General features: G+C 55.2%; 19 protein-coding genes. 17 read left to right on the forward strand and 2 right to left on the reverse strand.

The features are described 5' to 3' along the window. Positions 1 to 207 precede the first annotated feature (207 nt). The 6 genes from ACI1P1_RS18340 (at position 208) to ACI1P1_RS18370 (ending at position 9,549) form a co-directional block, all read left to right on the forward strand. Positions 208 to 1,284: a SurA N-terminal domain-containing protein gene (locus ACI1P1_RS18340; RefSeq protein ID WP_416217886.1), complete on the forward strand. Its 1,077-nt coding sequence runs from the start codon at positions 208 to 210 to the stop codon at positions 1,282 to 1,284. A gap of 113 nt (positions 1,285 to 1,397) precedes the next feature. Beyond that, the gene (locus ACI1P1_RS18345; protein WP_416217887.1) at positions 1,398 to 4,838 is read left to right on the forward strand and encodes a right-handed parallel beta-helix repeat-containing protein; all 3,441 of its coding nucleotides are present in this window, start codon (positions 1,398 to 1,400) and stop codon (positions 4,836 to 4,838) included. Between the two features lie 586 nt (positions 4,839 to 5,424). Next, entirely contained in the window at positions 5,425 to 6,462 is a 1,038-nt protein-coding gene (locus ACI1P1_RS18350; RefSeq protein WP_416217888.1) for an L-lactate dehydrogenase, read from the forward strand. Between the two features lie 231 nt (positions 6,463 to 6,693). Continuing rightward, on the forward strand, positions 6,694 to 8,016 hold the full coding sequence (locus tag ACI1P1_RS18355; protein ID WP_416217889.1) for a 5'-deoxyadenosine deaminase: 1,323 nt from the start codon (positions 6,694 to 6,696) through the stop codon (positions 8,014 to 8,016). 90 nt (positions 8,017 to 8,106) lie between these two features. Further along, complete coding sequence (gene uraD, locus ACI1P1_RS29745; protein WP_463605678.1) at positions 8,107 to 8,931, forward strand: 2-oxo-4-hydroxy-4-carboxy-5-ureidoimidazoline decarboxylase; 825 nt, start codon at positions 8,107 to 8,109, stop codon at positions 8,929 to 8,931. 117 nt (positions 8,932 to 9,048) lie between these two features. After that, positions 9,049 to 9,549, forward strand: coding sequence for a CcdC family protein (locus tag ACI1P1_RS18370; protein WP_416217890.1), 501 nt, complete (start codon positions 9,049 to 9,051; stop codon positions 9,547 to 9,549). 102 nt (positions 9,550 to 9,651) lie between these two features. Here ACI1P1_RS18370 and ACI1P1_RS18375 read toward each other — a convergent pair whose 3' ends face one another. Further along, the gene (locus ACI1P1_RS18375; protein WP_416217891.1) at positions 9,652 to 9,864 is read right to left on the reverse strand and encodes a hypothetical protein; all 213 of its coding nucleotides are present in this window, start codon (positions 9,862 to 9,864) and stop codon (positions 9,652 to 9,654) included. Between the two features lie 814 nt (positions 9,865 to 10,678). Here ACI1P1_RS18375 and yidD point away from each other — a divergent pair. The 10 genes from yidD (at position 10,679) to ACI1P1_RS18425 (ending at position 21,131) form a co-directional block, all read left to right on the forward strand. After that, the gene (gene yidD / locus ACI1P1_RS18380; RefSeq protein ID WP_416217892.1) at positions 10,679 to 10,909 is read left to right on the forward strand and encodes a membrane protein insertion efficiency factor YidD; all 231 of its coding nucleotides are present in this window, start codon (positions 10,679 to 10,681) and stop codon (positions 10,907 to 10,909) included. 388 nt (positions 10,910 to 11,297) lie between these two features. Beyond that, a complete protein-coding gene (gene metG, locus ACI1P1_RS18385) occupies positions 11,298 to 13,316 on the forward strand; it encodes a methionine--tRNA ligase (RefSeq protein WP_416217893.1) in 2,019 nt (672 codons plus the stop codon). A 130-nt stretch (positions 13,317 to 13,446) separates the two neighbouring features. Next, positions 13,447 to 13,686: a hypothetical protein gene (locus ACI1P1_RS18390; RefSeq protein ID WP_416217894.1), complete on the forward strand. Its 240-nt coding sequence runs from the start codon at positions 13,447 to 13,449 to the stop codon at positions 13,684 to 13,686. After that, entirely contained in the window at positions 13,683 to 15,221 is a 1,539-nt protein-coding gene (locus tag ACI1P1_RS18395; RefSeq protein ID WP_416217896.1) for a spore germination protein, read from the forward strand. Before ACI1P1_RS18390 ends, ACI1P1_RS18395 begins: the two co-directional genes overlap by 4 nt. Positions 15,222 to 15,249: 28 nt before the next feature. Further along, positions 15,250 to 16,347: a GerAB/ArcD/ProY family transporter gene (locus ACI1P1_RS18400; RefSeq protein WP_416217898.1), complete on the forward strand. Its 1,098-nt coding sequence runs from the start codon at positions 15,250 to 15,252 to the stop codon at positions 16,345 to 16,347. After that, the gene (locus ACI1P1_RS18405; protein WP_416217899.1) at positions 16,344 to 17,552 is read left to right on the forward strand and encodes a Ger(x)C family spore germination protein; all 1,209 of its coding nucleotides are present in this window, start codon (positions 16,344 to 16,346) and stop codon (positions 17,550 to 17,552) included. The genes ACI1P1_RS18400 and ACI1P1_RS18405 overlap by 4 nt, the downstream gene beginning before the upstream one ends. Before the next feature lie 205 nt (positions 17,553 to 17,757). Further along, positions 17,758 to 18,741, forward strand: a complete 984-nt coding sequence (locus ACI1P1_RS18410; protein WP_416217900.1) for a metal ABC transporter substrate-binding protein — start codon at positions 17,758 to 17,760, stop codon at positions 18,739 to 18,741. Positions 18,742 to 18,779: 38 nt separating this feature from the next. Beyond that, complete coding sequence (locus ACI1P1_RS18415) at positions 18,780 to 19,568, forward strand: metal ABC transporter ATP-binding protein (RefSeq protein ID WP_416217901.1); 789 nt, start codon at positions 18,780 to 18,782, stop codon at positions 19,566 to 19,568. Positions 19,569 to 19,577: 9 nt separating this feature from the next. Further along, entirely contained in the window at positions 19,578 to 20,384 is an 807-nt protein-coding gene (locus ACI1P1_RS18420; protein ID WP_416217902.1) for a metal ABC transporter permease, read from the forward strand. Between the two features lie 36 nt (positions 20,385 to 20,420). Next, on the forward strand, positions 20,421 to 21,131 hold the full coding sequence (locus ACI1P1_RS18425; RefSeq protein WP_416217904.1) for a cytochrome c biogenesis CcdA family protein: 711 nt from the start codon (positions 20,421 to 20,423) through the stop codon (positions 21,129 to 21,131). 8 nt (positions 21,132 to 21,139) lie between these two features. Here ACI1P1_RS18425 and splB read toward each other — a convergent pair whose 3' ends face one another. Further along, a complete protein-coding gene (gene splB / locus ACI1P1_RS18430; protein WP_416217905.1) occupies positions 21,140 to 22,207 on the reverse strand; it encodes a spore photoproduct lyase in 1,068 nt (355 codons plus the stop codon). A gap of 215 nt (positions 22,208 to 22,422) precedes the next feature. On the opposite strand from splB, the gene mntR reads away from it, so the two are divergent. Next, positions 22,423 to 22,854, forward strand: a complete 432-nt coding sequence (gene mntR / locus ACI1P1_RS18435; RefSeq protein WP_416217906.1) for a transcriptional regulator MntR — start codon at positions 22,423 to 22,425, stop codon at positions 22,852 to 22,854. The last annotated feature ends 200 nt before the right edge of the window (positions 22,855 to 23,054 follow it).

The raw sequence follows: 23,054 nt of genomic DNA on the forward strand, positions 1-23,054 counted from the left end.
AACTGATGTATACGCCGGCCGGACGAAGGAGAGCCGAGGGGCGGCACCGGTTCATGGAGCAGTACCTGGAGCAGTTTTACGGTGAATGGGGCGGCCGGATGTAAGGTGAATTTTGGGACCAATCTTAATATTTTGCCAGCGAATCTTAAAAGATTATCACTTACCCCAATGAAAGCGCTGTAATAAGATGGAAATGGAGGTGGTGCCATGAGGGCGGGGAAACGGGTGGCATTGTTAACGGCGGCAGTTCTTGCAGTGGTTGCGGGTGCGGGAGTGTTTGTTGCCCAAAGCGAAACGGGCGAAGCTTCCACGGTTGTGGCCAAGGTAAACGGTATGGGCATCACCGCCGTGGAATTCAGACGAGAGCTGGACAACCAGCGTACGCCGGTTATTGATTATTTCCTCCGGACCTATCAGGCGAATGTGACGGAGGCCTTCTGGGACACCAGCTATGGCGGGGAAAACCCGGAGATGATGGCGAAGGCCAGGGCCATGGAGGAGCTGGTCAAGCGCAAGGTAGAGCTGGAGCTTGGAAGCCGCCATGGGCTGCTTTCCGGAACGGCATATGAGGATCTGCTGGAGCAGATGGACCGGGAAAACAAACGCAGGGGGGAAGCGGTGAAGGCCCGCCAGCCGGTATATGGGCCTGTCCGTTTGGAAGAGACGGTATTCATTCCCTATTATATGAGCAAGCTGCGCAATGAGCTGAAGGAAAAGGTTGCTGCCGCTGATTTGGGTGTTTCGGAGGAGGAGCTGCTGCGGCTGAAGGCGCTGGAGAAAAGTCCTGCCCCGCCTGAAACGGAGCGGGTTAGGTTTCGGAAGCTGGCTGTATCCTACCGGGGTGCAGAGCTTATGGGAGACGGGGCGCAGGCAAATCAACAAGAGACGTTAGCCCGACTGAAGCAGCAGCTTGAGCAGGCAGCCGGGGAATCCGGGGAAACGGCACTCTCCCGGGGAGGGGCGGATATCCGGGTGACTGAGGAGGAGCTGAACGGGGAAACGGCGGGCACTTATTTTAAATCCCAGCCTGTGCTGTATGCTGTCCTGGCCGGGGGACTTCAGGAGGGACAAGCAAGTCCCGTCTTCGACGAAGGCCTGCAGGGCCAGTTGGTGCTGGTGAAGGTGCTGGAACGGGATAAAGGAGATTCCGGCGGGGGGAATGGCGGGAAAGCGCCGGAAGCGGCAGTTTCCTTGGACAGTCTCTATCGGGAATATATCGGGCAGCTTGCGGCGGAGGCCGAGGTGATTCTGAGCCAGGGCTATGATCGTATCCGGATGAAATAAGCGGGAGGTAGATGGTATTGTGAACAGGATCTTGAAAGCGGTTACTGTTCGTTTGGATAACGGCAGTCCCGCGTTCTTGATATATATTCTACGTTGGGGAGGGAATTGAGGAAATGAAGCTGATGCGGGTTGGATGGTTGCGGCTAATGCTGGTGTTGGCGCTGGTTGTGGCAGGGATAGGTCCGTGGGCGGCAGCTCCGGAGGTGCAGGCGGCAGGGGCGGTCTATTATGTGGATGCTGTTGGAGGCAATGACAACAATGCGGGAACGTCGGCAGGAACGGCATGGAAAACGCTGGCGAAGGTGAATGCCACTGTGTTTCAGCCGGGTGATGCCATTTTGTTCAAGGCAGACGGGGTATGGACAGGCACGCTTTCGCCCCAGGGCTCCGGGGTGCAAGGCCAGCCCATCACCATGGATATGTACGGCTCCGGCCGCAAGCCTCTGATCGCCGGAGCGGGCGCTGCTGCTGCGGTTTATTTCTACAATCAGGAGCAGTGGGAGGTCCGGAATCTGGAAATTACCAACGATGCCGCAACCAAGGGAATCCGCAGGGGCATCCATGTGGACGGCAGCAGCGGCACCTGGAGCAATCCCAAGGTGTACCGCCATTTTGTATTCGAGAATCTGGACATCCACCATGTCAAAGGGGATGTGTCTACGGATTACGCCCATAACGGAGGCATTATTGTCTGGGGCACTGCATGGGACTACCATGTGGCCGATGTGGTGGTCAAAAACAGCAAAATCTACACGGTAGACAGTGTGGGCATCTACATCTACGGTGCCCAGAAGGCGTATTCCTCCGGCTTCCGGGTAGCAGACAATGTCATCTACGATATTGGCGCCGACGGCGCGTTTATTCTGGATACCACCGGCGGGGTGATTGAAAACAACGTGGTGTACGATACCCACCTCCGGGCCAGCGGGTATCATGTGCCGTTATGGGTTTTCTCCAACAAAAATTCTGTAATCCAGTTCAATGAGGTCTATAATACCGCCCCGGGCGGAGATGCCATGGCGTATGATGCAGACTATAGAAGCGACGGCACCATCATCCAGTACAATTACAGCCACAACAATGCAGGCGGAGCCTTCCTGGTAGTAAATGACGGCACGGTGGCCACCAACTCCAACACGAACACCATCATCCGGTATAATATCAGCCAGAACGACGGAGGCGCCGTGTTTAATTTCAGCGGTACACCGGATACCACCACCATTTATAACAATACGGTGTATCTGCCCAGATCCTCTACGGCCAAGGTGGTGGATGTGCTGAATTGGGGCGGTTATGCCAAGAATACGTACTATTACAATAATCTGATCTATAACCTGGGCTCGGGAGGTTATAATTTCGCCGGCAGCACCAATAATGTGTTCGACTATAATCTGTTCTACGGCAATCACCCGACAGGCGAACCGGCAGATGCCCATAAGCAAACCGCGGAGCCGCAGCTGGCTTCTCCGGGCTCGGGAGGCATCGGCAAGCATACGCTGGCCGGGTATCAGCTGCTGAATACCTCGCCTGCCATTGGCACCGGGAAAATTATTACGAACAACGGCGGTAGAGACTTCTTCGGCAATCCGGTTGCCGCCGGGACTGCCCCCAATATCGGCGCTTATCAGGGACCGGGGCTTGATCCCAACAATCTGCCGCCTCTTCCCCAGCCTCCCCAAGAGGAGAATCTGCTGAAGAATGCAGGCTTCGAAGCCGGAGACTTCACCAATTGGCCGACCCATTATAACGGGGCCACAGTTGAAGCGTCCAATGCTTATGCGGGAGCCTACGCCGCCAAGCTTACCGGCTCTTATGCCGGAGCGGAGCAGACGGTCAGCGGGCTGTATCCCAACACCATCTATAAGCTGTATGCCTACGGAAAAAGCACTGGCGGCGGCGATGCGGTGATCGGTGTGAAAAACTACGGCGGCACCGCCAAGGACGTCCATGTGTCCTCCACCGCCTATACCAAAAAGGAGCTTACCTTCACAACAGGCAGCGATTCCAACAGCGCCACGATCTATCTGTACAAGGCCGGAGGCGGCGGAGAGGTCTGGTTTGACGCACTGGAGCTGATTCAATTCAGCGCCGCTCCAGACGGGCCGTCGGGTCCGGTCTATACGGTAGGGACCAGCGACGAATTTAATGCGGCGGCACTGAACAGCCAATGGCGCTGGGTCAGAGAAAACAGCGCCAACTGGTCCTTGTCCGCCAATCCGGGCAGCCTGCGCATCGTCAGTGAAGCGGGGGACATTGTGGACGGGGGAGCGACGGCTAAGAATATTCTCCTGACCGGGGCGCCGGAGGGCAATTGGATGATCGAAACCAAAATGAGCGGCAAACCCTCTGCACGCTGGGCCCAGGGCGGCCTGATCGCCTATGTGGACGACAGCACCTATTTCCGCATGACCCGGCTTTACGGCAGCGGCAACCAGTTCCAGTTCACCAAACAGATCAATGCCGTGCGGGAGCATATGGAGGTCGCCGACACCATCCAATCGGCGGTTTCCTATATGCGGATTTTGAAATACGGCAACACGTACAGCGGCTATTATTCAGCGGACGGGGTGACCTACACCCAGGTATGGACCACCCAAACGGCTGACCTGTCCAATCTCAAAATCGGCCTGATAGTGTGTGCGGGAACTGGGCTGACGGCAGACTTTGATTATTTCCGGATTGTGACGGACGGCCTGACACCTCCCTCCAGCCCAACGCCAACGCCGACACCAACAGCTACACCGACCGCTACTCCAACACCGACTCCTACTCCAAGTGTAACACCTACTCCAACGCCAACCGCTACACCGACTGCAACACCCACATCAACGCCGACCGCCACACCGACTGCCACACCCACATCAACGCCGACCGCCACACCAACACCCACACCCGTCGCGGTTACCGGAGTTGTGCTGAACAAAAGCAATCTGCTGCTGCAGGAGGACCAAACCTTCACGCTGACGGCTACGGTGGCCCCAACCAATGCCTCTAACAAAACCGTGCTGTGGAGCTCGGATAACCCAACCTCAGTAACGGTGAATGTGTATGGGGTAGTGACGGCAGCAGGACCGGGCACGGCCGTGGTGACCGCTACAACGGCGGATGGCGCTAAAACCGCAGCTTGTACGATCAAGGTAGTGGCTGCAGTCAATCTACTGGCCAACCCTGGGTTTGAGACGGGAGACTTCACCGGCTGGCCCACCCATTTTACCCAGTCTGCAATTGTCAATTCCAACGCCCGTACGGGTGATTATGCGGCCAGACTGACCACGGCTTATGGAGGCATCGAGCAGTACATCAGCGGACTCACGCCTAATACCACCTATGTGCTGAAGGGCTGGGCTAAAGGAACCAACGGGGAGTTCGGCGTCCGCAACTACGGCAGCTATCAGCGCCAGGTTTATGTGAATGCGGCAGACTATACCCAGGGTGAAATTACCTTTACCACCGGCAGCACCAATACCACTGTCACTGTTTTTATGTATAAGCGCGCTGCAGCGGGAGAGGTATATTTCGATGATTTGGAGCTGATGATTAAGACGCCGCAATAAAGCCGCAGAGTTTCATTCATAAATAATGGGACGCAATCCCCAAATAGAAAATTGGGCAGATAGTTTTTCTGCCCAGTTTTTTTGTGTGGTGCGACGGTATTGCAGTCCGGCGGATGTTTGCTCGCTGCCACCCTTTTTGTTCAAATCCCCCGTGTCCCAGAGCCGATATATGCATCTGCCGGGGACAATTAGCCTCAGCGGGAGGAACGCGAGAATGTTAACGGAACTGAGCGACGCTTAAACGGCGAAAATGCCCTCTGCGGTTTTTTATCGGAACTCTCTGACTCTTAGCGGTAAAGAAGCAGGGTTAAAGCAGCCGAAAGCAGTTGAAAGAGTCGCTGAGTTCCGTTACGTATTAAACCCGCCTCATTCTTCGGGCTAAGAGTTGCAGAGTTCCGTTACAGCATTGCCTCTCCACTTGGCGGGCTTTTCGGTTATCCTTTCTTTATTGTTCGGTGTTTATTGACCTCTGTTATTTTGGCCGTAGAGGAAACGGGTTTTTCATGTTATAATAGGTAACATCAGTTTTGCGGCGAATATACTGTAGCAGAACAAAACAACGGCATGTAGAGAAAGGAAGGACGCCATGGGCAGAAAAACACGTAAGGTTGCCATAGTGGGAACCGGCCTGGTGGGCTCCAGCTGCGCATACGCCATGATCAATCAGGCGGTATGCGAGGAGCTGATGCTCATCAACCGGAGTCCGGAGAATGCGCTGGCCCAAGCCCTGGACCTGTCGCATTGTATGGATTTCACCCATTCCAGAACCAAAATATATGCGGGCCACTACGAGCAATGCGGCGATATGGATGTGATTATCCTCGCAGTGGGCGGCAACCCGAAGAATCCCGGCAGCCGCCTGGATGTCCTGGATTCCTCCCTGGAGATGGTGAAAAGCATCATTCCGCCTATTATGGAAAGCGGATTTAACGGGATATTTGTGGTGGCCACCAATCCGGTGGATATTGTGACCTATGCGGTATGGAGACTCTCCGGGCTGCCCCGCCAGCATGTGATCGGAACGGGCACCTCCATTGATTCCTCCCGGCTGAAGACCATAATATCCGATATTTTTCCCGTGGAGCCGCGGAGTGTCCAGGGTTTTGTCATGGGGGAGCACGGAGAATCCCAATTCGTCGCCTGGTCCCATGTCACCATCGGCGGCAAGCCGATCCAGCAGGTGATCGAGCAGAACCAAAGCCGGTTCGGGCATCTGGATCTGGATGATATCGCCGACCGGACCCGGCTGGCAGGCTGGGAAATTTATAAGCGGAAGGGCTCCACCCACTACGGCATCGGCAATGCCTTGGCCTTTATCACCCGGTCCGTGCTGAACGACGACCACCGGATCATGGCCGTGTCCGCCATTCTGGAGGGGGAATACGGGCAGCACAGTGTATGTGTAGGCGTACCGGCCATTATCTCCGCCAACGGTGTCCAGGAGGTGGTGGAGCTGAACCTCAATGCGGAGGAGCAGGAGAAGTTCGCCCATTCCTGCAGCCTGATGCGTTCTTTTCTGGAATCCTCCCATCTGGTGGCTCCTTTGGACACACCGGAGATTCATCCCGCCCAGCTGGGCCACGCCGGGAACGGGAGTGCCGCAACCGCCGAATTCGGGGCGTAGGCTTTGCTTACTATAGAACCGTTGCCTGTTGTCAAAAACGGGGTAGCGGTTTTTTTGTGATAACCGGTGGAATATTCATAGGGGCTTGTCCGGAAAGTTGACATGAAATTGCGGTTTCGTTGCAAAAATCAGGTTGAGGACATAAAATGATAATAATTCTGACATGAAGTTGAGGCGGCGTCCGGAATGGGAATGGCCCCGAAAAGGGCGGACATCAAGGGGGATGATTGTATGGGAACGCTGTTAATCCGGAATGCCGTCATTATGACCATGAACCCGCAGGAGGACATTCTGCAAGGGGACGTGTTCATCGAAAACAACCGGATCGTGAAGGTGGAGCCGAATATCGGGGATACTGCGGATAAGGTGATTGATGCATCGGGCAAGGTGCTGCTGCCTGGTTTTGTGCAGACGCACATCCATCTGTGCCAGACACTCTTCCGCGGGCGCGCCGACGATCTGGAGCTGATCGATTGGCTGCGCCAGCGGATCTGGCCCTTGGAGGCGGCTCATGATGCAGATTCCGTCTATTATTCCGCCATGCTGGGGCTGGGAGAGCTTATCCGCAGCGGCACCACCACCATACTGGATATGGAGACGGTACATCACACGGATTCGGCTTTCCAGGCCATCCGCCAAAGCGGCATGCGGGCCTTGTCCGGGAAGGTAATGATGGATTACGGCACGGAGGTGCCGCTGCCGCTCCAGGAGCGGACTGAGGATTCCCTACGGGAGAGTGTGGAACTCCTGGAGAAATGGCATGGCGCAGCCAACGGCCGGATTCACTACGCCTTTTGCCCGCGGTTCGTCGTCTCCTGTACGGAGGAGCTGCTTATGGGGGTCCGGGACCTGTCGGCACAGTATAACGTGAAGGTGCATACACACGCCTCCGAGAATCAGACGGAAATTGCCATTGTGGAGTCGGAGCGGGGGATGCGCAATGTAATTTATTTGGATCATATCGGCTTGGCCCGGCCCAATCTGATTCTGGCCCACAGTATTTGGCTAAATGAAGAAGAGAAGCGGATTATCCGGGACCGTGGGGTGAAGGTCACCCATTGCCCGGGCTCCAATCTGAAGCTGGCCTCCGGGTTGGCGGAGATTCCGGCCCTGCTCCGCGAGGGCATTCATGTGGGACTGGGCGCGGACGGTGCCCCCTGCAACAATAATCTGGATATGTTCCAGGAGATGCGGCTGGCTGCTTTTATCCAGAAGGTCCAACACGGCCCCACGGTCATGAATGCCAGAACCGTTCTGCGGATGGCCACCATGGGCGGGGCGGAGGTATTGGGTCTGGAGGGGGAAATCGGCAGTGTGGAGCCGGGAAAGCTGGCGGACCTGCAGCTTTTGGACCTGGAGGATTTCCATGTGTACCCCTCCTTTGATGCGGATTGGTATTCCCGGGTGGTGTATGCGGCTACCCGCGGCGATGTGGATACCGTGATTATCGACGGCGAAATTGTCATGCAGGGCAAGACGGTGCTCACCGTCGACAAACCCGTGGTGCTGAAGGAGGCGGACCGGGCATTGTCCAGGCTGCTGGGCAGGCTGTAATCCTGCCGTATCCCCAGACTGCGCGGAACTAACGGAGGTGCTTACATGTCAAACCCATCGGGCATATATACGTTGCAGCAGTTAAATGAAATGGACCGAGCAGCATTTGCGGAAGCAGTAGGGGTCATCTTCGAGTCATCCCCGTGGATTGCGGAAGCGGCATGGGAGAGCCGCCCCTTCCAAACGGTCCACAGCATGTTCGCGTCTATGCTGGAGTACATGGAGCAAGCGGATGAGGAACGCCAGCTGGCTCTTCTGCGGGCCCATCCGGATCTGGGCGCCAAGCTGGCCATGACGGAGGCATCCACCCGGGAGCAGGCGGGAGCAGGGCTGGACCGGCTGACCAAGCGGGAGTTTCGCTATATGAATGCCATGAACCGGCTGTACCGCCAAAAGCACGGCTTTCCTTTTATCATTGCGGTAAAAGGCAGGACCAAGGAGGCGGTGATGGCGTTTATGCGCCAGCGGGTGGCCAATTCCAGAGAAGCGGAGCTTAGACAGGCCTTGAAGGAGGTCGGCATCATTGCCGGCTTCCGGCTGGCCGGTCTTATGCAGGCGGCCGGCAGGCTGTCCACCCATGTGCTGGACACGGCTATCGGCAAACCTGCCTGCGGCATGCGGGTGGAGCTGTGGGAGCTGGAGGGTGACGGAATGGGAGCTGCCGCAGTGGACATCCGGCTCTTAAAGGACGTCCGGATGAATGAAGACGGGCGGTGCGGGGAGCCGCTGCTATTGGGTTACCTGCAGACCGGAACCTACGAGCTGCGGTATCATGCTGGAGATTATTTTGCCGAGCGCGGAGTGGGCTTCCTGGATGTTATCCCGATCCGCTTCGAAATCCGGGACCCGGAGGCGCATTATCATGTGCCGCTCCTGGTGTCGCCAGGGGGATACAGCACCTACCGGGGAAGCTGATGTAGGGCGGCAAGCGGCTCAGCTGCTGCTTTGTTGAAGGGGAAATTTAACAATAGCCCGCCCATATGGTATAACAGAACTATCGGTATCCATCTTGGCTATCAAGGAGATCTGTTTATGGGAACTGCCCAAGTTGCTTCATTGCTGGTATCGGTGCTGGCCGGTACGATGGTTATTTTTCTGCGGCTCCGGGCCTCCAACCGGCCGACCAATCTGCGCAAGATCATGATCCCGCCGTTGGGTATGTCCACCGGGTTTATGATGTTTGTGGCGCCGGACACTCGCATTCCCTGGTCCTGGGCGGGGATTGCCTTTTTGGTGGGGGCGGTGTTGTTTTCGTTCCCGCTGATCCGCACAACCCAGCTGGAAATCCGCAATGAAGTCGTCTATATGAAACGCTCCAAAGCATTCCTGTGGATCATTATCGGCATGCTCCTGGTCCGTGTGCTCCTCCACGACTGGGTGGAGCGGTACATAACAGTGGTCCAGTCCGCAGGGATATTCTTTATCCTGGCCTTCGGGATGATTCTCGTCTGGCGCATCGCCATGCTGCGGGCCTTCCTGTCCCTCACCGGGAGCAAGGCAGCTGCAGGGGGAAGCGGGGCTGACAACGGGTAAATTTCTTGTATTCTCGGCCCGTGGTACGCCATAACAAAAAGCCTGTCCGGCTGCCGGGCAGGCTTTTGCGTTTTGATGCAGGCATTGCCTATGCAGAGCCTGTCAGAAGGTCTTCTCCAGCCGCAGCGCATATTCCACAAACTGCTCAAAGCGGCGGAAACCGATGCCTTCCATATAAAAATCGCACAGCTCATGGAATTCCGGACTCCGGAACATCCGGTAAGTGGAAATTCGGCGCGGTTCGTCCCCTAAGTGGCTGATCATCCTTTTTCGCAGCATAGCGTGTCCGGCAGCCTTTTGAACGCATGACCTCATGGTGTACGGGCTCCTCCTCGTGGTAGTTTCTGGCGCGAGTATTGCGGGTTGCAGCTTGCTACCCCGGATGGATTTCAGTTTGGTCAACAGCAGGGCAACTCATACTTTCGAAAACTTTTTTGCAATTGTATTGACAGATACACCGAAACAAGGTATCTTAATATCAACGAACGATATTGAGAATCATTATCAGTCAATATCGGAGCCGTCCTGAATGAACCGCCTGCGATGATGCCCTCCCGATAGAGGAGATTGCATCTGCTGCAGAAAGGCTTATGAGCCGGGAACCGGGCCACCGGATCTGCCATACGCTGCGGAACTCCCTCCCGGCGGACTCAGCAGTATGCTTGACCCAACCATCGCGTCTCACCATTTTCCATAGTTATCCTCTTCTCAACCGCCAGAGTGGCAAGTCCGGTTATCCGGAAGCCCGCTCAGGCGGTCTTTTTTTTGTGCGGAATGTCTAACGGCAGTGAGAGACCTTATATCGGCGAAAACACCGCCCGCAAAATTGTAACGGCGGCCAGAGACGCTATTTGGTTCAAAACGCCCACCGCAAGCTTGATTTTAGCCAAATAACGTCTTCTGCTTCCGTTAGGTTTTCCATGCCCTTCTTGAGGGGCATATAGAGGCGCTCACCGCCGTTAGAATACACAGCGTACCATTGCCTGATCAAACCCGGGGCTGGAAACCCATGGGTGCAGCGGCCAGGGACTAAAAGCGGGGCTCCGAGACGGACGGCACCATTTGACGGGCCGCGGCAAAAGGAGCATGATGAAGGAAATGCAATTACCAGATACGGGAGCATGCCTTGATGAAAAAAATTGCCCAAGCCCCGGTGAAATTTTACCGGAAATTCCTGTCCCCGCTGAAGCCGCCAACCTGCCGGTTTTATCCCACCTGCTCGGAGTACGCCCTGGAGGCTATTGAGATTCACGGCGCTGCTAAAGGCACCGTGCTGGCGGCTGTGCGCATCTGCAAGTGCCATCCCTTCCACCCGGGAGGAATCGACCGCGTTCCCCCCAAGGGAAGATGGAAATCTTGACAGGGCGCCGCTTTTTCGCTATCCTGAAGGAACATATTGTCAACCCATATGCATTTTTTCTGTGAAGGGATAAGTAGGGGACAGAAGCTGCTGCAAGAGAGCCGGGACAGGTGGGAGCCGGTGCAGGGGAGTCCTTCGAAGATGGTCCTGGAGAAACTGCCTTCGAGCATGCGCGGCACACCGTGCAGGTAAGGGGGCGGCGCGGCTTCCGGCGTTAATGGAACAGCAGGCTGCAGCCGGCATGGATATCGCATGCGGATGTGGCTTGACTGACTTGAGCCCCGGGCCTTTAATGGTTTGGGGGAATCTGGGTGGTACCACGTGAGGCAGCTCTCGTCCCAATGCGGACGGGGGCTTTTTTTGTTTACAAATTAAGGAGGCCATTTCTGTGGAAAAGAAAACATTCTACCTGACAACCCCGATTTATTATCCCAGCGACAAGCTGCATATCGGACACGCCTACACTACGGTGGCGGGCGACGCCATGGTGCGCTACAAGCGCCTGCGGGGCTATGAGACCCGTTTCCTCACCGGAACCGACGAGCACGGCCAGAAGATCGAGGAGAAAGCCAAGGCGGCGGGCAAAACCCCTCAGGAATTTGTGGACGGCATCGTCACCGGCATCAAGGAGCTGTGGCGGAAGCTGGATATTTCCTATGATGATTTTATCCGGACCACGGAAGAGCGCCACAAAACCTCCGTCGCCGATATCTTCGACCGGCTCTTGAAGCAGGGGGATATCTACTTGGGCGAATACGAAGGCTGGTACAGCATCCCCGATGAAACCTTCTACACCGAAACCCAGCTGGCGGATGTGGTCAAGGATGAGCAGGGCAATATTGTTTCGGCCAAAAGCCCCGACAGCGGCCATCCCGTGCAGCTGGTGAAGGAGGAATCCTACTTCTTCCGGATGAGCAAATATGCCGACCGTCTCCTGAAGTATTACGAGGAGAATCCGGAGTTTATCCAGCCGGAATCCCGCAAGAACGAAATGATCAACAACTTCATCAAACCCGGCCTGGAGGATCTGGCAGTTTCCCGGACCACCTTCGACTGGGGCATCAAAATCAAAGGCGACCCCAAACACGTGATCTATGTATGGGTAGATGCCTTGTCCAACTATATCACCGCCCTGGGCTACGGCTCCCAGGACGAGACGCTCTACAATAAATTCTGGCCGGCGGACGTGCATCTGGTCGGCAAGGAAATTGTCCGTTTCCACACCATCTACTGGCCCATTATGCTGATGGCGCTGGAGCTGCCGCTCCCCAAGAAGGTATTCGGCCACGGCTGGCTCTTGATGAAGGACGGCAAAATGTCCAAGTCCAAGGGCAACGTGGTGGACCCGGTTACCCTTATCGACCGCTACGGCCTGGATGCGCTGCGCTACTATCTGCTGCGTGAGGTCCCATTTGGCTCTGACGGCACCTTCACTCCGGAAAGCTTCGTGGAGCGGGTGAACTCCGACCTGGCCAATGACCTGGGGAACCTGCTGAACCGGACCGTCGCCATGATGGAGAAATATTTCGGCGGGGTACTGCCTTCTCCCCAAGACGGACAAACCCCCTTCGATAGCGCACTGAAGGAAGCCGCTGCCAACGCAGTCACCAAGGCGGAGGAGGCTCTCGAGAAGATGGAGTTCTCCGTGGCCTTGACAGCCATCGGCAGCCTGGTCAGCCGCACCAACAAGTATATCGATGAGACCGCACCTTGGGCCTTGGCCAAGGATGAGGCTAAGAAAGGTGAGCTTGCGTCTGTCATGTACCACCTGGCAGAAAGCCTGCGCATTGCCTCCGTGCTGCTGCAGCCTTTCCTGACCTCCGTACCGGCCAAAATCTGGGCCCAGCTGGGCATCCAAGCCGGTCCGCTGACCACCTGGGACAGTGCCGGGCAATTCGGACTTCTGGAGCCGGGCACCCGCCTGCAGAAGGGCGACCCGCTGTTCCCGCGTCTGGATGTGGAGGCGGAGGTGGCTTACATCACCCAAGCCATGACCGGCGGCAAACCCGTTTCGCCTGCGGAGGCTTCCACTCCGGCTCCGGCTTCCGCCAAGGCCGAGGCCCAACCGGCAGAAGAAGCGCTGCCTGAGATCACTATTGATGATTTCTTCAAGGTGGAGCTGAAGGTGGCCCAGGTGCTGTCAGCAGAGCCGGTGAAGGGCGCCAACAAGCTTCTGAAGCTGCAGCTGGATCTGGGCTCCGAGCAGCGCCAGGTGGTATCGGGCATCGCCCAATATTATACGCCGGAGCAGATGGTAGGCCGCAAGGTCATCTGCGTCACCAATCTGAAGCCGGTGAAGCTGCGGGGCGAGCTGTCCCAGGGCATGATCCTGGCCGCCTCCCACGGGGATCAGCTTACGCTGGCTACGGTGGCCGAGGACCTGCCTGTCGGTGCTATTGTGAAGTAAAAGCGGTCCGTTTGCACATGGTAATTTATGAGCCTGTCTCCCGTTTGGGGGACAGGCTCTTTTTGGGTTCCGGGTATAGTCCGCCGCGTCTAGGAAAAAACTAGCCCCAAAAGAAGAAGGTGGATTTCTTATGAAATACGCGGCAGTCCTGTTCCTGGCAGCCTGGCTGGCAGTGTTTTTTCCCCGCAAGGATCTGGAGAATGAGAACAAACCGGCAAAAGCCAATGAAAAAGCAGCTTATGCCATTCTGGGTGCTTTGGCTGTTCTATTATGTGTGCTTCAAAAATGGGAGCTATTCCCGGTTCTTGCCCGCTGGATGGATGAGAGCATGATGGAGATTTACCGGTTAACCGGTGGTGGACCCTCATGAGAATTTGGGGCAAACCCCGTCAACCTACCCAAAACCCCAACCGGGTGGAGGATCTGGAATCCTACCCGAAGGGGCAAATCTCAGGAAACCTGGAGGAAACTGTAGTCTTTTTCCGGGAAAGTCTCGCTTTATGCAGCGATCTGGTGGTGAAGGAGGGAGTTGTCCGGAATGCCGGGGGCGGACTGCTGCGTACGGCGGTCCTGTATATGGACGGGCTGGCAGACAAGCAGCTGATCCATGAGTTCATCACTCAGCCTATGCTTCAGAATCCCTTGCCGGACGAGGAAGAGGGGATTGGCAGGCTGGAGCAGCTGATATCGGCCACCAATATCCGCCGGGAGAAGGACCGGGCCAAGCTGATGCAATCCCTGCTGTACAGCAGTACGCTGGTTTTCCTGGAGGGAGAAGCAGAGGGTCTCACCATATCCACGGAGGGCTGGGAGCACCGCTTCATCAAGGAGCCCATCACGGAGGTATCCATCCGCGGACCGCAGGAGGCGTTTAACGAGGTGCTCCGGGCTAATACGGCTCTCATCAGAAGGCGGATCAAGGACCCGCGGCTGGCGGTGGAGGCACTGCAGATCGGTACCAGGAGCCTTACGGATACGGCGATCCTGTATTTGCAGGATGTGGCCAACCCGGCTCTGGTCAAGGAAGTGCGGCGGCGTCTGCAGGAAATTGTGGTGGATGGCATTCAGGACAGCGGACAGCTGGAGGAATATTTGGAGGATAACCCCTTGTCGCCATTCCCCCAAGTCTTTAACTCGGAGCGGGTAGACCGGACAGTCGCCTCCATTCTGGAGGGCAAGGTGGCGGTCATTGTGGACGGGTCTCCTTATGCGCTCTCCATGCCGGCTACCTTCGCCAACTTTCTGTATGCCTCCGAGGATTATTACAGTAAATTTATGGCGGCCACCTTCATCCGGTGGTTCCGTGGACTGGCTTTTTTTATAGCCCTGTTTCTGCCCTCCCTTTACATTGCGCTGATCACTTATCACCAGGAGATGCTGCCTACGCCTCTTATGCTCTCCAGCGCTGCCAACCGGACAGGGGTGCCGTTTCCGGCTTTTTTCGAGGCGTTGCTGATGGAGGTCAGCATTGAGCTGCTGCGTGAGGCCAGCCTGCGCCTTCCCGGCACCATGGGGCAAACCATCGGCATTGTGGGTGCGCTGGTTATTGGCCAATCGGCCGTGCAGGCAGGTTTTGTCGGCCCGGTGCTGACCATCATCGTGTCCTTTACGGCTATCGGCTCCTTCGTGATTCCCAGCTACAATACGTCCATCACCATCCGGATGCTCCGGTTCCCCATTATGTTTCTGGCGGCTACGATGGGCATCTTCGGGATTATTTTCGGAGGGGCGGCCATTTTACTGCATTTGATCAGTTTAAGGCCCTTCGGCGTGGGGTATCTGGAGCCCTTCCAGGCATCCCACTGGGAGAGGATCGACGATTCCATTGTTGTCCGCAAGCCCACATATCTGATGAAGCTGCGCCAGCGTTACTTGAAGCCGCAGCAGTTGAAACGGCGAAAATGACCAAGCAGGGAAAGGAGGGGGCAGGGGGATGGAAAAAAGCAAAATCACCCAATATCAGCTTATGTTCGTCTCCGGTTTCTATATATTCGGAACCATGTTCATTACCCTGCCCCGGTCCCTGACAGCTCTTACCGAGCATACGGGCTGGCTGTGCATATTCCTGGCCACGGCGTTGTCTGCTGGATATGCCTGGCTTCTGACCCGCCTGCTGAAGCGGATTGGGGATCAAGGCTTTATCACCTACGTGATCAGCATGATGGGACGTTGGTTGGGCCTGCCCTTTACTCTGTTGTTCCTGCTTGTGCCCACTCTCTTTTATTCCTCTTATGTGATGCGCCTGGTGGGGGAGCTGTTCGAAACGCTGGTGATCCCGGAGACACCGCTGGGAATTATGCTGGCGATGTTTCTCACGCTCCGCTACTGGAATGTGAGAGGGGGCCTGCGTTCCATAGGCACCTTCGCGGAGGTGCTGTTTCCCATAATCATGCTGATTCTGTTAATCATGCTGCTTCTGTCTGCCGGACATGTGGAGACCAGTCGGATCCTGCCTCTTTACGACACCGACTTGGCGGGGCTTTATAAGGGCACGATGTCCGTGCTGGCCATCTTTATGGAAATCGGCATCCTGCTGTATGCATCCCGGGGCATCGAGCAGCCGGAAAAGACAACCGGTTCCCTGGTGAAGGTGAATGTAGTGGTGGGTATCCTGTTTTTATTAACCTACTGGCTTTGTCTTGGAACCTTCGGTACGGCTTATGTGAAGCGTCTGGCATTTCCTACGGTAGAGATGGTCCGCAACATCAGCTTTGTCCATTTTTTTGAGCATGTGGAAATTATCTTTCTCACCATGTGGGTGATGATGAATATGGTGAAGGGCGCCTTGACCTTCTATGCGTGCGCCGCGGGTTTCCAAGGCTGGTTCGGCTTAAGCAGCTACAGGCGGCTCTTGTTTCCTCTGGCGGTGATCATTTATTATCTGGCGTCCATACCGCAGAATTTGGTTCAGGCCGTATTCCACATCGATCAGATCAAAGGGCACCTGTATCCGTATGCGGGTTTGTTGTTTCTCCTGCTTATGGAGCTGCTGGCCTGGAGAAAGGCCAAAAAAGGGGGGACGGACCAGTGAAAGCCGCCTATTTATGCCTCCCGTTCCTGCTGATGCTGGTTTTGTCCGGCTGCTGGAGCGCCAAGGAAGCCAATGAAATCGACTATGTGCTGGGGGTAGGGGTGGACAAGGCGGATAACGGGGACATTATCCTGACCATCCAGTCGCCCGATCTTTCCGCACTGAAGGCGGAAAAAGCCAGCAGCGGCGATAAGTTTAAATCCATCAGCGCCCGTGGCTCCACCACCTTCGAAGCCCTGCGGAACTATATCAATGTCGGGGGACAAAAGCTGTTCTGGGGCCACATTCAAATATGCATCATCGGGGAACATGCGGCGCGGGATGGGGTAGAGGATTTTTTGGATTTTTTCAGCTCGGATCCGGAGCTCCGCGGTACGTCAATGATTTCCGTTGTGAAGGGCAAGGCCAAGGATGTAATGGAGGCGCGGGTCAGTCTTACCCCGATTCCATCCGACTATCTGTCCAATCTGCTGACCAATGCTACCGTCAACGGGAAAGCCCCTAAGGTGCAACTGGTGGATTTTAACCGGATGCTGACAGAACCTATTGGCAGCCAGCCCTATCTTCCTCTGATGGAGCTGATGAGCCAGTCGGAATATGACAAGCGCATTGCCAAGCTGAACACCACCTCCTCCAAGGGACCCGGCCAGTCCCCGGTCATTTATACAGGCGGCACAGCGGTATTCCGTGGAACAAAGCTGAAGGGCTTCCTCGACGAAAAGGAGACCCGGGGCCTGATGTGGACCAAGCAATTTATGAAAAGTGCGTTGATCGCGGTTAAAACTGATGATGGCGGATTAGCTTCCCTGGAGCTGATCGGCGGGGTCAGAAATAAGGTTTCGGTAAAAATGGAAGGGGATACCGCTGTCATCAAATTGACCATCCATGCTAACCTCAATATCGGGGACCGCAGCGGAAGCAGGAATCTGGCCGAGGTGAAGGAGCTGAAGAAGCTGGAGGAAGGCTTTAACGCCTTGGTCAAGAAGGAGGTGGAGATGGCCTTCGAAAAGGCGGCCCGGAAATTCCACAGCGACATCTTCTCCTTCGGCAATGCCTTAAACGATAAAAATCCAAAAGTATGGAACCGGGTGGAAGAGCGGTGGGAGGATGAAATTCTGCCCAATGCCAAGCTGGATATAGAGGTGAAGGGTACGATCCGGCGAACCTCCAGGACCTTGTATACACCATGGGCGGAAGAAAAGTAAGGCCTAACAAACGCAAAGGGAGCAACCCGGCAGTGATCCCGCATGGGGCCAGAACGGCCTAGGCAACGGACCTCCGCAGGTTTGCTCCCGGTTTTATGTGGAGAAGATTTGCGAATCATGGTTGACAAACCGGGTGCGATAATCCTATAATCATCCCTGTTAATAAAAATTACGATTAAGATAGTGATCGGGAGGATATGGACTCATGAGCATACGTTTGAGCATACGTTCTAAATGGGCAGGAGCCATGGCGCTTACCTTGGGAATCGCCATTTTGGCAGGGGGCTGCGGAAACAATTCGGGCATCTCGCTTTCCGAAGACAAAACCAACGTGGTGGCCAGCTTTTATCCGCTGTATGATTTCGCCTCCAAAATCGGAGGGGACCGCATTCACGCTGTCAGCGCCGTTCCCGCCGGAGTGGAGCCCCATGACTGGGAGCCGAAAACCAGGGACATCAGCCAGATTCTGAAGGCCGATGTGTTCGCCTATCAGGGCGCAGGGCTGGAGGGCTGGGTGGATGAGCTGCTTAAGAGCCGCAAGGACAAGAGCAGCCTGATAACAGTGGAGGCCAGTGCCGGGCTTGATCTGATCAAAGCGGAGGAGCATGAGGAAGAAGGCCATGAGGATGAGCACGGCCACGAAGGTGAGGAAGGCCATGACCACGGAGATTTCGATCCCCATGCCTGGCTGAGTCCGATGAACGCCAAAAAAATGGCGGAGGCCGTCAAGAACGGACTGGTGGAGGCTGATTCCGCCAATAAAGCCGAATACGAAGCCAACTTTACCAAACTCTCCGCGTCCTTCGACGAGCTGGACCGCAAGTACCGGGAAACCCTGGGCAAGCTGCCCAAAAAGGATATTGTCGTCTCCCACCAGGCCTTTGCATACCTCTGCAGGGATTACGGACTGAATCAAGTGGCGATAATGGGATTAACTCCTGACTCCGAACCGACTGCCCAGGATATGAAGAAAATCAATAATTTCGTCAAGGAGCATCAGGTGAAATACATCTTCTTCGAGGAACTGGTGTCGGATAAGCTGGCCAAAACCCTGGCCAATGATCTGAAAATCGAGACCCTGGTGCTCAACCCGCTGGAAGGACTGACAGATGCCCAATTGAAGGCCGGGGAAGATTATTTCTCCATCATGGAAAAGAATTTGCAAAACCTAGTAAAAGCCTTACAATAATATCATTAACTAAGGCTGTTTAGAGAGAAGGCTAGTACATGAACAACACAGCTCAGCCCCAAGCCCATTGCCATGAACCCGTGGTGACGCTTGCGGGTGTTTCCTTTTCTTATGAGGGCAAGCAGGTTATCCGGGATCTGAACTTTAATGTGCTGCAGCGGGACTTCGTGGGCCTGGCCGGCTCCAACGGCGCGGGCAAAACCACCCTTCTGAGGATCATTGTCGGGCTTCTGAAGCCGGAGCAGGGGGAGGTTCGGCTTTTCGGAGAGCCCTATTCCTCCTTCCGCGGCTGGAACCGGATCGGTTATGTACCCCAGAAGAATGCCTTTAATCCCTTATTTCCGGCGACGGTGCGTGAGGTGGTGTTATCCGGGCTGTACGGGCGCAACAAGCTGTTCAAGCGCTTAACAGCGGCGGATACCCGCAAGTGCGAGGATGCCCTGGAAATCATGAACATTGCCGATTTGGCCGACCGGCGGATCGGACAGCTGTCCGGCGGCCAGCAGCAGCGGGCGTTTTTGGCCCGGGCGCTAATCAACAATGCGGAGCTGCTGATTCTCGATGAACCGACTGCAGGAATCGATGCGGAGACGCAGGAGGGCTTTTTTGAGCTGATCCGCCATATGCACCAGCATCATGCCATTACCTTCCTGATGGTGTCCCATGACATTGACATGCTGGAGGATTATATGGGAGGGGGGCCGGAACAGGTCTGCGGCAAGCTGAAATTCTATGTCCGCCATACCCATGAGCCGCAGAACTGCTCGGAGACCCGGCTACATGTTTCCGGCGGGACCAAACGCGAAAAAATTGAAGTAAGGGGATAAACAAAAACGGTGGATATTTTCTCGGAAATCTTTTTTCAACGGGCCCTGCTGGGCGGATTATTTATCGGCATAACAGCCCCCCTCCTGGGCATATTCCTGGTATTAAGGCGTTTGTCCATGATTGGGGACACCCTCTCCCACGTATCCATCGCGGGTGTGGCGTTGGGTTTTCTGATCCATGTATACCCGGTGGCCATGGGCCTCGTTTTTGCATTATTGGCCTCCTTTGCCATTGAGAAGCTGCGGCGGACCTATAAGACCTACGCGGAGCTCTCTATTGCCATCATCATGTCCGGCGGGGCGGCTTTGGCTGCATTTCTTTTTACCATGGGCCGGAACTTCAATGTGAATGTAACCAGCTACATGTTCGGCAGCATCCTGACGCTGGATAACAAGGATTTGTGGCTGATTGCCGGGGTTACAGTTTTGGTCGTGGTGTTTATGGTGATGAACCACAAGGAAGTATTCCTGCTGGCCTTTGATGAGGATGCCGCGGGAATCAGCGGGCTGCCTGTCCGCTTGTACAACATTGTCATTACCATGCTGACCGCACTGGTCATCAGCGTAGCCATCAAGATTGTAGGCGCTCTCCTGGTATCGGCGCTTCTGACCATTCCGGTTGCCTGCAGCCTGCTGGTAGCCAAAAGCTTCCGCAGCGCCGTATGGACGGCCTTATTGTATTCGGAGGTTGGGGTGCTGGGGGGATTAAGCCTGGCCGGCGTAGGCAACTATGCTCCGGGCGCATCCATCGTGCTGCTGCTCATTGCTATGCTTATGGGTACACTTCTGGTCCGTAAGGGGTTTAAAACCGCTTAATGCCGCGGGAGTGGATACAAAAGGAGGGGAAAACCGGTGAATGTGACGGTCTGGATGGCTTTGCTTGCAGGAGTTGCTTCCTTCATTTCGCCGTGCTGTCTGCCTTTGTACCCTTCTTATCTGTCTTACATGACCGGAATTTCAGTCAGCCAGCTGAAAACCGGCGAAGCCTCCGGAACGGTACGCACCAGAGTAGTGCTACATGCCGTATGTTTTTCCCTGGGATTTTCGGTGATTTTCTTCACCATGGCCTGGGGAGCAGGCCGGCTGTCTGCGGTGTTTGTGGACTACCGGGAACTGATCAGCCAGCTGTCCGCCATTCTGATTCTGGTGATGGGGCTGTTTATGCTGGGGATTTTCCAGCCTCAGTTTTTAATGAAGGAGAGGAAGTGGCAGGTCTCTGCCAAACCTGCCGGCTTTGCCGGCTCTTTTGTTATCGGGGTCGGATTTGCCGCAGGCTGGTCTCCTTGTGTGGGGCCGATCCTGTCTGCCATTCTGGCGTTATCCCTGACTGAGAACGGATCTTGGCTGCCTCTGATTGCCGCTTACTCCACCGGGTTTGCAGTCCCCTTCGTGGGTCTGGCGTTGTTTCTTGGCTCTGCCAGACGGATTCTGCGGTACTCCAGCGTACTCATGAAAACGGGAGGGGCGGTGATGGTGCTGGTCGCTGTTCTGCTCTATACCGGCAAGCTAACGCAGATTACCATCTGGTTCAACAGCCACACTCCCGGCTGGCTTCAATTCTGACTCACCGTTTACGTAAAATACTCGATTTTGGCCTGAGGGAATTTCTCGAAAATTTGTTCTGTCAAAAAGACCCGCAAGGCCTCCGCCTGCTCATCGGGATATACATATTTTCCCTGACCCCATCTCCCCCATTTATACTTCCGCTTGGCCTCGTCCATCTCCAGCTTGGTTTTGGGGTAACGCTCCAGAATCACCCGTTTGGCCGTTTTGGTGAACCGGTGCTGAATCATCTCGAAGGTGAGAGAATTTTTCGTTTCCGCATCCGTCGGCAAGGACTGCTTCAGCTTCTCCATCAGCTCGCCATAACCCTGCTCCCAGCCCTCATGCCAGATAATGGGGGCGATGATGAAGCCCAGCGGATAACCGGAACGGGCGATTTTGCCCGCGGCTTCAATCCGGTCGGCAAAGCCGGAGGTATTCGGCTCGAAGTTGCGGATCACATAATCGGCATTGACGCTGAACCGGATCCGGGTATTGCCGTTATGGCGGAGATTCAGAAGCGGTTCAACATGATGGAACTTGGTTACGAACCGCAGTCTGCCCAGAGGCTGATCCGCCATAAATTCGATCAGCTCCTTCAAGGAGCCCGAGATATGCTCCAGGCTGACGGGATCGGAGGTACAAGCCGCTTCAAACCGGGTAATTTCCGGCTGCCGCTCCTCGATATATTTGGCCGCGGCGTCCATGATATCATCGGTGTTCACATAGATCCGGATATAGGGCTTCGCCCCCAGGGTGGTCTGCAGATAGCAATAATGGCAGTGGGCCATACAGCCGGTAGCAATGGGAATGGCATATTCCGCAGAAGGCAGGGACGTATCGAATTTCAGCGTTTTGCGGACACCCACCACCAACGTCCGTTTGGCGATTTTGTATTTCTCCAGTTCGGAATCTCCGGGCAAATCGGTAATCCGGTTATGGGACGTGGTTTGTTTAATGGGCAAGCCGTTTTTTTCGGCCCATTCCATGATCCGCTTGCCCTTGGGATATTCCAGCGCGCCCGGCTCAAAGTAGACCAGCTCAGGCAAAAAAGGCTGCAGGCTTGGAGCAGGACGGGAAAGCAGCTCTGTGGCCATTTCGTCAAAACCTCCTCCATTTTCTAATTTCCTAGTGGGGCTTGCTTTATCCCCATTCATTATTCATTTGTAACCGTTCCAATTAGTCAAGGGAATTACACACTTCACTTGAAATCCCTTGAACAAGGGGCTTGCCTTTATTCGGCAATATCAGGTATCATACAAAGGTATCTTATCGGACGGTAGGGAAATGGAAGAGGAGGAGGGTGTTGTTAATGGCAGCGACTCCCAGTATGGAAGATTATTTGGAGAAAATTTATAAGCTCATTGATGAAAAAGGCTATGCCCGCGTATCCGACATTGCCGAGGGATTGGAAGTGCATCCCTCTTCGGTAACGAAGATGATCCAGAAGCTGGATAAGGACAACTATCTGGTTTATGAAAAATATCGGGGTCTGATTCTGACCTCCAAGGGCAAGAAGCTGGGGAAGAGGCTGCTGGACCGGCATAAGCTGCTGGAGGAATTTTTGCAAATTATAGGGGTGCAAGAAGAGAATATTTACCGGGATGTGGAGGGCATCGAGCATCATCTGAGCGCCGACTCCATTGCCTGCATCGGGACATTATTGGAATACTTCACCCGGGAGCCCTCTCGTCTGGAGTCGCTCCGCGAGCTCCGTACGGAGCTGGAGACGGAGCCGAACTAAGACTTGGGCGTGTTGCTTCCGCCATATAACCGCATCATGAGCAGAGAACCTGGCGGAGGCCAGGTTTTTTTTTGCGAAAATGCATGACTGCAGCATTTTCGTTCGGGGGCTCCCCCAAAAGTATCCGGAATTTGCTTCAAAGCGTCTCGTCACTTTTAGGGGATTATTTTGTTTGGGCAAGCCTGTGACAGCCTCTTTCC

It is taken from the genome of Paenibacillus mesotrionivorans (genome assembly GCF_046098205.1).
Classification (GTDB): domain Bacteria; phylum Bacillota; class Bacilli; order Paenibacillales; family NBRC-103111; genus Paenibacillus_AR; species Paenibacillus_AR mesotrionivorans.

Coding starts and splice junctions, on each gene's coding strand:
- ACI1P1_RS18340 (WP_416217886.1), top strand. CDS start 208: ATGAGGGCGGGGAAACGGGTGGCATTGTTAACGGCGGCAGTTCTTGCA.
- ACI1P1_RS18345 (WP_416217887.1), top strand. CDS start 1,398: ATGAAGCTGATGCGGGTTGGATGGTTGCGGCTAATGCTGGTGTTGGCG.
- ACI1P1_RS18350 (WP_416217888.1), top strand. CDS start 5,425: ATGGGCAGAAAAACACGTAAGGTTGCCATAGTGGGAACCGGCCTGGTG.
- ACI1P1_RS18355 (WP_416217889.1), top strand. CDS start 6,694: ATGGGAACGCTGTTAATCCGGAATGCCGTCATTATGACCATGAACCCG.
- uraD (WP_463605678.1), top strand. CDS start 8,107: ATGGACCGAGCAGCATTTGCGGAAGCAGTAGGGGTCATCTTCGAGTCA.
- ACI1P1_RS18370 (WP_416217890.1), top strand. CDS start 9,049: ATGGGAACTGCCCAAGTTGCTTCATTGCTGGTATCGGTGCTGGCCGGT.
- ACI1P1_RS18375 (WP_416217891.1), bottom strand. CDS start 9,864: ATGAGGTCATGCGTTCAAAAGGCTGCCGGACACGCTATGCTGCGAAAA.
- yidD (WP_416217892.1), top strand. CDS start 10,679: ATGAAAAAAATTGCCCAAGCCCCGGTGAAATTTTACCGGAAATTCCTG.
- ACI1P1_RS18390 (WP_416217894.1), top strand. CDS start 13,447: ATGAAATACGCGGCAGTCCTGTTCCTGGCAGCCTGGCTGGCAGTGTTT.
- ACI1P1_RS18395 (WP_416217896.1), top strand. CDS start 13,683: ATGAGAATTTGGGGCAAACCCCGTCAACCTACCCAAAACCCCAACCGG.
- ACI1P1_RS18400 (WP_416217898.1), top strand. CDS start 15,250: ATGGAAAAAAGCAAAATCACCCAATATCAGCTTATGTTCGTCTCCGGT.
- ACI1P1_RS18410 (WP_416217900.1), top strand. CDS start 17,758: ATGAGCATACGTTTGAGCATACGTTCTAAATGGGCAGGAGCCATGGCG.
- ACI1P1_RS18415 (WP_416217901.1), top strand. CDS start 18,780: ATGAACAACACAGCTCAGCCCCAAGCCCATTGCCATGAACCCGTGGTG.
- splB (WP_416217905.1), bottom strand. CDS start 22,207: ATGGCCACAGAGCTGCTTTCCCGTCCTGCTCCAAGCCTGCAGCCTTTT.
- mntR (WP_416217906.1), top strand. CDS start 22,423: ATGGCAGCGACTCCCAGTATGGAAGATTATTTGGAGAAAATTTATAAG.